Source organism: Tessaracoccus sp. (assembly GCF_016714275.1).
GTDB lineage: Bacteria > Actinomycetota > Actinomycetes > Propionibacteriales > Propionibacteriaceae > Arachnia.
This window is the reverse complement of the sequence record NZ_JADJNP010000008.1, coordinates 38,325-48,527: the sequence shown is the minus strand read 5'-3', so window position 1 is coordinate 48,527 and position 10,203 is coordinate 38,325. Positions and strand designations below refer to the sequence as shown.

Below are 10,203 nucleotides of genomic sequence, written 5' to 3'. Positions count from 1 at the left end.
CCCGCACCCGAGGGTGCGCTCACCTGGCGTCCGACGACCGCCGGGTCAGTCCAGCTCGAGGACCATGCCGCGGAGGGTCGTGTCCGACAGCAGCCCCGCCAGCTCGGTCTTGAGGGCCGTGAGGCGCGCGCGCTCGGCCGGCATCGGACCCGTGATGCACTCGTACATCGCGATCTTGTCGGTCACCGCGGCGATCTCGGCGGTCGCCGTGACGACGCCGCGGTCACCCAGGTCGGTTGCCACGTCGGTCTTGCCGGCCGCGCGCGCTTCCTCGCCGCGGGCCTTGGCTTCGGCGCGCTGCCGCTCGATCGCGCTGATCAGGTTGCCGACCTCGGTGCGCAGCCCGCGCTGCAGGTCGTCCGCGATGTCCTCGCGGCTGCCGATGCCGGCCGGGCGCGACGGCACCGGGAAGCCCGCGGCGTTCAGCTCGGTCGCGAGCCGGCGCCACTGCTCGGTCGGCGCGCCCGGGGCCAGCCAGCCACGGCCGTACACCGTCGCGACGGCGCGCCACGAGTCCAGCAGGCCCGACAGCCAGGCCGAGATCGCCGTGCTGTCCAGGGTCTCGGCGGCGCGCAGCTCTTGCCAGATCGTCCGGATGGCGGCGCACAGCGCGACGTCGCCGGTCAGCCGCAGGTCGTGTCCGACGAGCGTCGCGATCGCCTCGGCGGCGCCGACCGACGCGCCGACCTGATCCGCGCCCGCGGTGCGGTAGACGGTCCACTTGCTGCCGCGGACGACCACCTTCACCTTGCACCCGTGCGCCGTGGCGGCCTTGGCGACCGCCTCGCTGGCCAGTGCGCGCCGCGACCGCGGCTCGGGCGACCGGACGCCGGCGGCCTCGGCGACGGCGTGCAGCCGCGACCACGCGGTCACGCCGAAGTCACCCCAGCCCGTGAGGCAACCGTGCGGGTACTCGCCGTCGGTGGTCTGGAGCGCGACGGTGATCGCGGCGTCGAGCGCCGAGCGCGCCTTGCGCGATTCCTCCCAGGCCAGGCGCATCGCGCGCTGGGCTTCGGTCTCGGTGGCGCGGCGGCCGCGCTCACGGGCGGCGCGGATGCCGGCGGCGAGCGGCTCGGGGACATCGGCCGCGAGCGGCCGGGTGAACGTGCTGGCACCCGCCGGGATCGTCGTCGACGGCGTGACCGGGGTCGCGGGGGTCTGCCGGCCGTTGGGCTGGAAGGTCGCCGCGGACGCCGCCGTGGCGAACGAGGCGGCGGCGCCCGCGCCGTTGTTGAACCCGGCGACCGGGTTGACGTCGGCGCGGCTGACACCGCCGCGGACGGTGTTCGCCTGTGCGGCGAGCGCGGCACCCTCGGCGACGACGCCGGACAGGAACTCGAGGCCGGTCGGCAGCGTCGGGGCGTCCTCGGTCGCCGGGGTCGCGGCCGGGGCGACGGGGGCGACGGGGGCGACGGTCGCCGGGGCAGCGACGGTCGGCGCGGGCCCGCCGTCGGTGCCGCGGTACCGTTGCAGGATGGCGCGCACCCGGGGCAGCGTCTCGACGGGGAAGGCCCACACGCCCGCTTCGCCCTTCTCGGGGCGCGCGCTGCTGTGCGGACGGCACCACGCCGCGCCGACCGCCTTGAGCGCGTCGCGCTCCTCGTACCCGCGCGGCCCCCGCAGGAACGGCGTCTCGACACCGAGGCCACGCGGGTGCGGCACCAACCGGACACCGGCAGCGGCGGCCGGGGCCACCAGCGGCGCCTCGACGACGGGGGCCGGGGCAGGCGCCTTGACGGCCGGGGCGGCGACGGGCGGCGCAGCGGGCACGGCGGACGCGGGGATCAGCCCCACCGCGCCGCGCCCCCGGATCCAGCCCAGCAGGGCCGCCAGGAATGCCACCAGGCCCACGGCGCCGGCGGCGCCCATGGGGTCGACGGCCAGCGTCGGGGCCGGCGCGGGGGCCGGGGCCGGACGCACCGGCGGCGGGGTGACCGGGCGGGGCGCCCGGACGAACGTCACGGTACCCGCGGCGGGGTCCGCGTCGAGGCCGGCGGCGGCGAGGCGCGCGGCGCGCTCCGCGGGGGTGGGCTCGGCGAGGTCGAGGTCGGCGAGGTCGAGGCCGGGGGTGTAGTCGGAAGCGGCGGCGGTCGTCATGGGGTCTCTCCAAGTCGCCCGGGGTGAGAATGCCGGGTCGAAAACCATCATGGGGCCGCGCCTTTTCCGATGCAAGTCCGGTGTTGCTTAAAAGTTATAAATACCTGAAATCTATCGGATAATTTCCGAGTCAAAATCGGCCGTCGGTGTCCGATCCCGGGCCATTTTCCGGGCCGCCTGGCTGATTTCGTACGGGACAGTACAAAACCGGGGCCTCGCGCCATTCCAATAATTTCCGATAGTTATCCGATTCCCGGCGGCGCCTATCGGACCCGCCAATCCCCCGCCTGACCCCTGGACCGCGGTTAAAGCTCGATTTACACTTGCGCCATGTCCGAGCCTTCCGATCCCTCTCGCATCTGGGCCGTCAAGGTCGACGAGGAAATGTGCACGGCGATGGAACTCGACCGTGCACGGCTTTCGGTCGAGGCCGGTCACGAGCTGACGCGGTCACAGTACCTGCGCGCGGTCCTATCGCGACACGTCCGCGGCCGGCCGATGGCCGAGGCGGGCTGGTCTGAGGGCTTCCAGGCAGGCTACGCCGCGTTTATGCAGCGGCTTCAGACGACGCTGCACGCCGCCATGATCGAACACGAGAAGACGCCATTTCTGCCGGCGGCACCGCTACACGGCGGCGGCTGAGTCAGTCGCTGCGGGCGCAACGGCCGGCACCGGTGCTACGGCTGACGGGTCTGCCGTTGCGCCGAGCAAGATCCGCATCCCGGCCATCGGGTCGGTCTCGACCACGGCACGGACCTGCGCACCGAGGTCACGCAGCACGGCGGCGTCGCGCGCGATCAACGCCTGCAACACTTGCCGGACCTGCCGGCGCAGGTGTGGGCGTCGACGCCGCGCAGCCTCCCACCGGTAGACCGAAGACTTGTGGACGCCGAGCGCGGCCGCGAACAACTCGACCGTCAGCCCGAGCTGCTCGCGCACCGCCTGGATCGCCGGCCCAGAGAGCGCGCTCATGGCGTCTCCGACGGCGGTAGGGAGATGCGATCGTAGATCATACGGGCTGCATCCTGCGGCAAAACGCCCAGCGCTGCAAGCTGTTGCGTACAGAACGCGGCGATCGCCGCCGCCGCCGCGTCGCCCGTGGCGAGGTACCGCGGGTCGACGTCGACGTCGACAGCCGGCTGGGTGATCATGAAGATCCACCGCGTCGGGTCGTCCGGCGCGCGTCGGACCTCGAACGCGACCGCCGGTGGATCGGCGCCAGCGCCGACGTCCACGTTGTCGTCTGTGAGAATGGGCTCAGCCGCAGGCTCAGTCATGGATCCTTGGACCATCCGTGGGTAGGGCAGTTCGCCGCCTTGCACACCCCCTCGTCGAAGATACACGCCCGCGGCGTCGGGATCGGGATCGATGCCGGCGCCGACGGCGCCACGCTGTGCGCCCGGATCGCGGCCCCGACGTGAGCCGCGACGCCAGGCAGCGCCGGCCCTGGGCCGGCCTGCCATAGCTTGTCGCGGCACGCCGCCCCGCACGCATAGACGTAGAGCGTCTGGCTAGCGTCCACGGTCGTGGCGATGTAGAACCACCCGTCCGGCGCCGGGAACAGCAACGACCGTCGCCCGCTGGCGTCACAGTTGTCGCAAAAGATACGCTCGGTCCCGAGCTGATCGATGGGCGGCATCGCAAACGAGAACCTAGCACAGCTATACGCGGTCAGGTAGCCGTGCTACAAGGTTTTGGTGACCACCCTCTCGATCGCCATGATCACGATGGCGTCGCGTGACCGCATCCGTGCGCCCGTCCTTGCCGGGCTGCTCGCCCAGGCGCGTGGGCTAGGCACCGACGTCGAGCTGGTGATCGGACTTGACGCAGACGCCGTGGTGCCGTACGACGAGGCCCGGACCGTCGCCGCGAGCGGGGTCGCCTGGCAAGGCGTCCGCGGCCGATGGCCGACGGTCGCGGACAAGCAGAACGCGACGATCGCACGGACGCGCGGCGCCTGGGTGACGTTGTGGGACGACGACGACTGGTCGGCGCCCGACCGGCTGGCCAAGACGCTCGAGGCGATCGGGACGACCGGCGCCGACCTGATCGGCGTCGAGCGCATCCTCTACCACGAGCTGACGGCGCCGACGCGCCGGACGGTCGAGTTCACGACGCCGGCCGTGGTCGTCGACGGGCTCGTGACGTTCCGCCGCAAGCTCTGGGAGCGTACACCGTTCGAGGTCAAGAGCGCGTACGGTGACGTCGGCGACTGGATCGTCCAGCGCACTAACGCAGGCGCCTCGGTTCGGACGACGGCGTTTGACTACATCGCGATGATCCACGGAGCCAACGCGACGCGGGCTCGGCCGTTCCGCGTCGACCCCGTCAACGGCAAGGTCTTCGACGGCCCCCGCGAGTTCAAGCTGCGCGGCGGGCGCGACGCGACAGCCGCGGTCATGGGCGAGGAGACGTTGCGACAGTTCGAGGCGGCGGTCAGCCCCCGCTGAGATCTACCCCAAACGAGGTACGTGATGACGTTCTGGCGACGGTTCGACGCGTTGTTCGCTGAGTTCGGCCAGCTGCTCCGTGAGGTGCCGCACGACGACGTGCCGCACGACGGTGACGCGAAGGAAACCCGAGTCACCGAGGAAGAAGTCCGGCCCGACGGGACACGCGTCACGCGTACCACGGTCACGCGCACCACGCGCACGGTCAGGAAGTGACCGGCGATGCGCAAGCGCGATCGTAGGACGACAAAGCTCACCGAGTTGCAGCGCCTCGAGCGACGCTACGCCTGCGCGCGCCGCGCGCTCGACAAGGCGATCGACCGGCAAAGTACGCTTCGTACCACGCTCACCGCGATCGCGGCCGAGGCGCGGCCGATCTGCACGCACCCGCTCGAGTACCGGCTCGACATCCCGTGGGCACACGACAACGGCTACGGGCGTCAGTCGACGGTCACCGGCGAGAAGTGCCTGTTGTGTCAGCTGTACCGCGCATGGAAGGGCATGAGCCAGTGGAGCGAGAACTACCCATCGAGCCGGTTTCACGATGGCTGAGCCGTCGTTACAGTTGGTCGTCATGCGCGACGGCAAGCGCGCTTGCGTCACCTGTGGACACGGTGAGGCCCACCACTGGTGGAGCCTCGATGGTGCGGGCTGCGCCGTCTTCGACGTGCCGGCCGGCGGCACGTGTGCGTGCACACGGTTCGTCCAGCACATCCAGCTGCGCTGGCCACACCGGCTCCTGAGCTGGATGTTCCGCCAGCGCATCCCGCGCGCACGGGCGCTCGGGTAGCTACGAAACGTGCGTGCGCTCAGCGTACCGCCAACAGTTGGCGTCCGCGTGACGAAAACTTGCACTGGGCGTAGCTGCGACCGCGCTTGCGTTGCGGTGTGCAGATCGCCAAGTACCCCTCGCGATGACTGTACGGACCCTGTGTGACATCCTCGACGGTCGTGTGGTACCCGCGTGTCTTGGCGTCACGTGCAGCCTTGCGTGCTGCCGCGCCAAACGTTGGGTACTCAGCCCTGAAGGCGCCGATCACCTGACCGTGCACCAGCGCCTGTGAGACGACACGGAACCGCGGCTTGCGACGAGCCATACGCCAAACGCTAACACGCCCCGCCCGAAACGATCAACGGCCCGGGTCGCCCCGAGCCGCTGACAGGCCAGGCTCGACGAGCCGGGCTACTTGACCGACGACGACGCGCGCAGGCGGACGCGCATGTAGCAGTCGCCGGCAGTCGCGATGGCGGTGATGTTGATCTCGGGCCGCCCCGAACCGTCGACGTCGACGTCGGCCTCGCAGAGCGCGCCGCCGCCGACGCCGGTCGCCGGCTGGAGGTCGATCTCGGCGCGCGGCATCAGCGGGCCACCCGCCTGGGTGGTGCCGTCGCCCATCAGCAGGTCCCGGGCCTCGGCCTGGCTCCAGCCGCCGGCGGCCTGGGCGCCGAGGCCGTCGAGGCCGGCGCGGCAGACGGCGCGCAGCTGGGCGCTCGCGGCACGACCCCAGGTGTCGTCGACGCAGTCGGTCGCGAGGTCCGGCGTGGCGCCGCCCGCGGCCGGGATGGTCAGCGTGGTGCCGAGGGTGGCGGCGTTGGTGATCTTGTACACCAGCTCGTTGGCGGTGACGTTGACGAGGATTGCGGTGAGCGCCATGGCGGTTCCTTCTTCCGGGTGGGCGAGGGTGAGCCTCGCAGTGGATGTAAGGAAGCCTACCGGAAGCCTGGGAACACGTCAACCGTGCTGTCAGGCTCGTGTGCTATCCGCCTTGGGCAATGAGCCGCGATTTTCATCTAGTCTGTGTGACGTGCGCCCCCGATCCGACGAGCGCAGGCCCGTCCGCGACATGGGGCCGGTGGTGCGACTTCAACCACCAGGGCGACAAGCTACTCGCGCTGATCCCACACTTGCCGCTGTTCGCGCGTGTGGCTGAAGCTGGCTTCGGCATCGACGGCGACTCGCTCGACATCTACGGATCCGGCCGTGAACCGATCGGCGAATTCGCACGCCTCCACGCAACCCATGATGTTCGCGTCTGGGACGAGTACGGTGAGGAGTGGCCGCAGCGCCTTCAAGCACGTATCATCGATCGACGGCTAGTCGAACGGCCAGGCCCCGACGGCGTGGCGATGTGGCCAACGCCGGTCGACGTGCTCGAATGCGGCCACGAGGTCGAAGTCGAGCGCGCGGCACTTCCACGTACTGATGGGTACCTCGGTCAGCGGAGCTGTCCGGTGTGCGTCGAGCCGCAGGACTAGTCTGCGGGTCGGTAGACCCGCCGCCCGAACTCCTGGTCGTCCCCTGTCTGCCAGGTCGGATGCCAGTACGGCTGCGTCGCGTCGGGCATCACGAGGCACCGGACCGGGCACCCCGGGATGGCGACGTAGCCGACGAAGTCGTCGAGCATGACGTCGATCCGGAGGTCACGCAGGAGCACCGCCTTGCAGCCCTCGCCGTGCGTCGTGTAGTCCGCACAGTGGACACGCGTCGGGTCGATGAAGCCGAACTCGTTGCGGGCCAGCGTCGCGCAGACACCCGCGTGATCGTGCATGTCGGTGATGACGTAGACCTCGGCGCCGCCGGCCACGATAGTAGCGAAGGCCCACGGTGACGGCATGCGTAACCGCCAGCCCCGTCGGATTGCGGCCGTCACCTACCACAGCCCCTGCATCAGCGCCGCGGTCCGGTCCGGGGCGAGCGTGCGGACGCGGGCTGCGATGCGTGCGACGAGTACGTCGCGGCCTGGCAGGTCGACGCCAGCCTGCTTCGGCCAGAGCAACGTCACGGCGACGCCCGTGAGCACCGCCAGGTCGGTCACGCGGTCGAAGTCGAGCGCCGCGACGGCCGCGGCATAGTCGGCGAAGCGGCCTGCATCGTAGGCATCATCGGCGGTCACGAACAGGAAGTTGAGTGCGCCGTCGACGCTACGCGCCGGCATATCGTAGATTGCCGCCAGGCCGATCGGGTTCACTCGCCACTCCGCTGCAGCTCACGAACGCGGCGCGCGATCCGGTCGACGTCGGCGTCGGACAAGGGCGACGGCGTCGAGGCCGTCTCGATCACGACGCGGCCGATCGTGGTGTGTGCAGGGCACGGAGGCGGCGGACAGACACCGTACCATACCATCGAGCACGTACACGCCAAATGACCGTAGCTGATGACGCCGGTCATGGCCGTGATCGGTGCTGTAACCGGTGGGGCCGGTGGGACCCACATCTGATCGTCGGGCATCGAAGGCCCCCTAGTTGATGCGGCCGCACGCGCGCGGTCCTCGGCTTCGGCGAAGCCTCCGCCGCGTTTCCAGTAGGGCCACGTATCGACCTGTTCCGCGGTACGATCGATGTGATCCCAGAGCGCAGCATGTGTCTCGCGGTTCGGATTCATGCTAGGCTCCGTGTATCACATCCGGCGGGCCTCTGCACGCACGCTCACTTCGTCGGATTTTTCGACGGCCGCCTCGGGGTAACCCGGGGCGGTCGGCTTTTCGGGCCGCCAGTTGATCCAGTTGTGGACCTGCGCGACGAGACACCCGGTCGCCCAGGCGGGCCACCGGAGCCATCGCAGATCCTCGAAGTGGATGATCCGCCCGCAGCTACACTGCGCGACGTCGTACGTACACCGACGGACGCGGTGGAACTCGGTGATCAGCACCAGGAATGGCGCCATCAACAGCCATCGAAGCGCGCGCGACGGCCACCGTCGGGGAACATGTCCGAGGTTGGAGACCCACCCGGCGCGGGCGGCCGCGCGGATAACTCGACGCGCGGCCCTACTCACAGCCGATCCAAGTGCGGGATCTCGTGGGCACCGCTGCCGGTCTCCTGTGCGTCGTCATTCAACGCGTCAGGAATGGCGTCGGCGTAGTGCGCTGCAGCTCGATCGCGGCGGCCGGCGCCGACGCGCCCGGTGCAGCATCCACACGACCGGCGCCCGTTGGGGCATTTCGGATGACGCGAACGGCTCATGACCCAGACGCTAGCACACCCCGCTGACAGGCAACGGTGCCACCTTATCGAAGGTGTCCACCACCGACGCAACCATCCGATCGACCATCCGATCGGCCTCGGCACGGGCATCCAAGTGCATGTCTGGACAACCCATCATGCAGGCTACCCAGGCGATGTACTCCAGCACGTCGACCGCGGTCGCGTGCATCGCAGGCGTCGGCGGAATAGCCGCGAGCAACGCAGCAACCGCGCCCTTGTTTGCCGCGATGACAGCGCCGAGGGTGTCGGTGGTATCGGGGAGCACCGGCGCACCAGCCACGGCGGTGCCGCGGTCCGTCTTGAGCACCGCGGTGCCGCTGAATCGACAACGCGCCAAGTCGGCATTTGTCAGCGCCGCACCGCGGGCAGCAGCTGCGTGCAAAAATTGGGAGACGACGAGCGTGCGCTGCGTGCGGTCCATGTCAGCGGTGTCTACCACGTCGCGCTGACATTACGGCCGCCGACTCCAGGAAAAGTGCATCGGGTCACAGTATTTCTGCCACCGGCCGCCCCACGCCCAGCCCTCGGCCTCGAGCGCCGCGACGAATGCCCGCGGTAGCCCCTTGGGCCACAGCTTCATCCAGGCCGGCCCCCACGGCTCTGGGTACGCGCCGCGCGCGAACGTGCGGGCGCCGTTCAACGGCTGATCGGCGTCGTCGTACGGGTCGATGTCGACGGCCAAGCCCCACGCGTGCTCCGACAGCGGCCGCAACCGCCGCTTCTCCTTCGCCGCGAGCGCCGGCGTGTCGTGGCGCTGCCGGCGAAAAACGAACGACGCAGCACGTCCGATCACGTAGGTCGGGCACTCGCGTTGTGCGCGCTCGAGCGCGCGCCGGAGATGCGGCACGGCGAGGCGGTGCGTCTGGAAGTAGAACTTCGACGGGATGCCCGGCAACGCCTGGCTGCCGTGGAACTCGACGATGTTGCGCTTCACCCACGCCGGGTCGGCGTCGGTCCGCGCCAGGCCCGGGTTGCCGTACAGCTCGACGCGCTCACGCAGGCCCGTCAGCTCCGCCGGGTGATCACCCGCCGGCGGGACGTGCATGAACGAGATAAGGTGTTCGAGGAAGCTCACGCGGCATCCTTCGGCGGCGTCGGTGCCTCGGCGTCGGGCTCGAGGACCGGCGCTAGCGGCTCCACCGGCGACGGCGTGATCTCGCCGGCCGCGGTCGCATCCTTGGGGGCCATGAGACGCTTGACGGCGGTGTAGCCACCGGCCGCGAGGACACCGATCTGAAGCGCGCTGATGGCCAGCGTTGCGTCGATCGGGGCCCGGGTCACGAACGACGTGACGAGCGCGCCGAGGAAGCTCATGAGGAACAGGAACAGCACGCCGCCGCGGTCGCCGCTGAACCACTTGAGGTTGCCCCGGAAGTCCCGGAGCGCGGTCATGACCAGGACCAGGAGCGCGGCCGCGATCACGCGCCCGTCGCCGCTGCGCGCGGCCGCCACGAGGTCGCTGAGCGGGTCTGTGCTGCCCGTCGCGGCGACGAGCAGCGGCGTCAGGACGAAGAACAGGGCGACGGCGAAGGCTGGCATACCCGGAAGCCTACCATCAAGCAGGCTCCGTATGGTAGGCTCTTGGGATGCCCGCTCACCGCCAAACGTTGAAGCTCCCCGTCAAGGATGGCGCAGGAACACTCGCCCGTGAGATGACACGGGCTCAGGCCCT

General features: G+C 70.1%; 18 protein-coding genes. 7 read left to right on the top strand and 11 right to left on the bottom strand.

Going from position 1 to position 10,203, the window contains the following annotated elements:
- Positions 1–45: 45 nt before the first annotated feature.
- Complete coding sequence (locus IPJ61_RS19460) at positions 46–2,097, bottom strand: hypothetical protein (protein WP_297111845.1); 2,052 nt, start codon at positions 2,095–2,097, stop codon at positions 46–48.
- A gap of 330 nt (positions 2,098–2,427) precedes the next feature.
- Here IPJ61_RS19460 and IPJ61_RS19455 point away from each other — a divergent pair, with 330 nt between their 5' ends.
- Positions 2,428–2,739 (top strand): hypothetical protein, encoded by a 312-nt coding sequence (locus IPJ61_RS19455; protein ID WP_297111842.1) that lies wholly within the window; start codon positions 2,428–2,430, stop codon positions 2,737–2,739.
- On the opposite strand, the gene IPJ61_RS19450 is transcribed toward IPJ61_RS19455, so the two are convergent.
- Both IPJ61_RS19450 and IPJ61_RS19445 read right to left on the bottom strand, forming a co-directional pair.
- Positions 2,722–3,069: a helix-turn-helix domain-containing protein gene (locus tag IPJ61_RS19450; protein WP_297111838.1), complete on the bottom strand. Its 348-nt coding sequence runs from the start codon at positions 3,067–3,069 to the stop codon at positions 2,722–2,724. The two genes, IPJ61_RS19455 and IPJ61_RS19450, sit on opposite strands and share 18 nt — an antisense overlap.
- The gene (locus tag IPJ61_RS19445) at positions 3,066–3,374 is read right to left on the bottom strand and encodes a hypothetical protein (protein ID WP_297111835.1); all 309 of its coding nucleotides are present in this window, start codon (positions 3,372–3,374) and stop codon (positions 3,066–3,068) included. The genes IPJ61_RS19450 and IPJ61_RS19445 overlap by 4 nt, the downstream gene beginning before the upstream one ends.
- Before the next feature lie 6 nt (positions 3,375–3,380).
- Here IPJ61_RS19445 and IPJ61_RS19440 point away from each other — a divergent pair, with 6 nt between their 5' ends.
- The 5 genes from IPJ61_RS19440 (at position 3,381) to IPJ61_RS19420 (ending at position 5,337) form a co-directional block, all read left to right on the top strand.
- The gene (locus IPJ61_RS19440) at positions 3,381–3,518 is read left to right on the top strand and encodes a hypothetical protein (RefSeq protein WP_297111831.1); all 138 of its coding nucleotides are present in this window, start codon (positions 3,381–3,383) and stop codon (positions 3,516–3,518) included.
- A gap of 276 nt (positions 3,519–3,794) precedes the next feature.
- On the top strand, positions 3,795–4,547 hold the full coding sequence (locus tag IPJ61_RS19435) for a glycosyltransferase (RefSeq protein ID WP_297111829.1): 753 nt from the start codon (positions 3,795–3,797) through the stop codon (positions 4,545–4,547).
- A gap of 24 nt (positions 4,548–4,571) precedes the next feature.
- On the top strand, positions 4,572–4,763 hold the full coding sequence (locus tag IPJ61_RS19430; protein WP_297111826.1) for a hypothetical protein: 192 nt from the start codon (positions 4,572–4,574) through the stop codon (positions 4,761–4,763).
- A gap of 6 nt (positions 4,764–4,769) precedes the next feature.
- A complete protein-coding gene (locus IPJ61_RS19425) occupies positions 4,770–5,099 on the top strand; it encodes a hypothetical protein (RefSeq protein ID WP_297111822.1) in 330 nt (109 codons plus the stop codon).
- A 22-nt stretch (positions 5,100–5,121) separates the two neighbouring features.
- Positions 5,122–5,337 carry a hypothetical protein gene (locus IPJ61_RS19420; protein WP_297111819.1) on the top strand — a complete coding sequence of 72 codons (216 nt, stop codon included), beginning with the start codon at positions 5,122–5,124 and terminating at the stop codon, positions 5,335–5,337.
- A gap of 393 nt (positions 5,338–5,730) precedes the next feature.
- Here the strand turns inward: IPJ61_RS19420 and IPJ61_RS19415 are convergent, their stop codons facing one another.
- On the bottom strand, positions 5,731–6,201 hold the full coding sequence (locus IPJ61_RS19415) for a hypothetical protein (protein WP_297111816.1): 471 nt from the start codon (positions 6,199–6,201) through the stop codon (positions 5,731–5,733).
- Positions 6,202–6,320: 119 nt separating this feature from the next.
- Between IPJ61_RS19415 and IPJ61_RS19410 the strand changes: the two genes are divergently transcribed.
- Positions 6,321–6,803: a hypothetical protein gene (locus IPJ61_RS19410; protein ID WP_297111814.1), complete on the top strand. Its 483-nt coding sequence runs from the start codon at positions 6,321–6,323 to the stop codon at positions 6,801–6,803.
- On the opposite strand, the gene IPJ61_RS19405 is transcribed toward IPJ61_RS19410, so the two are convergent.
- From IPJ61_RS19405 to IPJ61_RS19375, 7 genes are all read right to left on the bottom strand, one after another.
- Positions 6,800–7,162, bottom strand: coding sequence for a hypothetical protein (locus IPJ61_RS19405; protein WP_297111810.1), 363 nt, complete (start codon positions 7,160–7,162; stop codon positions 6,800–6,802). The genes IPJ61_RS19410 and IPJ61_RS19405 overlap by 4 nt on opposite strands.
- Before the next feature lie 36 nt (positions 7,163–7,198).
- The gene (locus IPJ61_RS19400) at positions 7,199–7,516 is read right to left on the bottom strand and encodes a hypothetical protein (protein ID WP_297111807.1); all 318 of its coding nucleotides are present in this window, start codon (positions 7,514–7,516) and stop codon (positions 7,199–7,201) included.
- 428 nt (positions 7,517–7,944) lie between these two features.
- Positions 7,945–8,322 carry a hypothetical protein gene (locus IPJ61_RS19395; RefSeq protein WP_297111804.1) on the bottom strand — a complete coding sequence of 126 codons (378 nt, stop codon included), beginning with the start codon at positions 8,320–8,322 and terminating at the stop codon, positions 7,945–7,947.
- Positions 8,319–8,510 (bottom strand): hypothetical protein, encoded by a 192-nt coding sequence (locus tag IPJ61_RS19390; protein ID WP_297111801.1) that lies wholly within the window; start codon positions 8,508–8,510, stop codon positions 8,319–8,321. The genes IPJ61_RS19395 and IPJ61_RS19390 overlap by 4 nt, the downstream gene beginning before the upstream one ends.
- Positions 8,511–8,520: 10 nt before the next feature.
- The gene (locus tag IPJ61_RS19385) at positions 8,521–8,952 is read right to left on the bottom strand and encodes a hypothetical protein (protein ID WP_297111798.1); all 432 of its coding nucleotides are present in this window, start codon (positions 8,950–8,952) and stop codon (positions 8,521–8,523) included.
- Positions 8,953–8,982: 30 nt separating this feature from the next.
- Entirely contained in the window at positions 8,983–9,606 is a 624-nt protein-coding gene (locus IPJ61_RS19380; protein ID WP_297111795.1) for a M15 family metallopeptidase, read from the bottom strand.
- Positions 9,603–10,070 carry a hypothetical protein gene (locus IPJ61_RS19375; RefSeq protein WP_297111792.1) on the bottom strand — a complete coding sequence of 156 codons (468 nt, stop codon included), beginning with the start codon at positions 10,068–10,070 and terminating at the stop codon, positions 9,603–9,605. The genes IPJ61_RS19380 and IPJ61_RS19375 overlap by 4 nt, the downstream gene beginning before the upstream one ends.
- Positions 10,071–10,203 lie beyond the last annotated feature (133 nt).

Excerpts from the sequence above, each read along its gene's own strand:
- IPJ61_RS19460 (WP_297111845.1), bottom strand. The coding sequence starts at position 2,097 with ATGACGACCGCCGCCGCTTCCGACTACACCCCCGGCCTCGACCTCGCC.
- IPJ61_RS19455 (WP_297111842.1), top strand. The coding sequence starts at position 2,428 with ATGTCCGAGCCTTCCGATCCCTCTCGCATCTGGGCCGTCAAGGTCGAC.
- IPJ61_RS19450 (WP_297111838.1), bottom strand. The coding sequence starts at position 3,069 with ATGAGCGCGCTCTCTGGGCCGGCGATCCAGGCGGTGCGCGAGCAGCTC.
- IPJ61_RS19445 (WP_297111835.1), bottom strand. The coding sequence starts at position 3,374 with ATGACTGAGCCTGCGGCTGAGCCCATTCTCACAGACGACAACGTGGAC.
- IPJ61_RS19430 (WP_297111826.1), top strand. The coding sequence starts at position 4,572 with ATGACGTTCTGGCGACGGTTCGACGCGTTGTTCGCTGAGTTCGGCCAG.
- IPJ61_RS19425 (WP_297111822.1), top strand. The coding sequence starts at position 4,770 with ATGCGCAAGCGCGATCGTAGGACGACAAAGCTCACCGAGTTGCAGCGC.
- IPJ61_RS19420 (WP_297111819.1), top strand. The coding sequence starts at position 5,122 with ATGCGCGACGGCAAGCGCGCTTGCGTCACCTGTGGACACGGTGAGGCC.
- IPJ61_RS19415 (WP_297111816.1), bottom strand. The coding sequence starts at position 6,201 with ATGGCGCTCACCGCAATCCTCGTCAACGTCACCGCCAACGAGCTGGTG.
- IPJ61_RS19410 (WP_297111814.1), top strand. The coding sequence starts at position 6,321 with ATGAGCCGCGATTTTCATCTAGTCTGTGTGACGTGCGCCCCCGATCCG.
- IPJ61_RS19405 (WP_297111810.1), bottom strand. The coding sequence starts at position 7,162 with ATGCCGTCACCGTGGGCCTTCGCTACTATCGTGGCCGGCGGCGCCGAG.
- IPJ61_RS19390 (WP_297111801.1), bottom strand. The coding sequence starts at position 8,510 with ATGAGCCGTTCGCGTCATCCGAAATGCCCCAACGGGCGCCGGTCGTGT.
- IPJ61_RS19385 (WP_297111798.1), bottom strand. The coding sequence starts at position 8,952 with ATGGACCGCACGCAGCGCACGCTCGTCGTCTCCCAATTTTTGCACGCA.
- IPJ61_RS19375 (WP_297111792.1), bottom strand. The coding sequence starts at position 10,070 with ATGCCAGCCTTCGCCGTCGCCCTGTTCTTCGTCCTGACGCCGCTGCTC.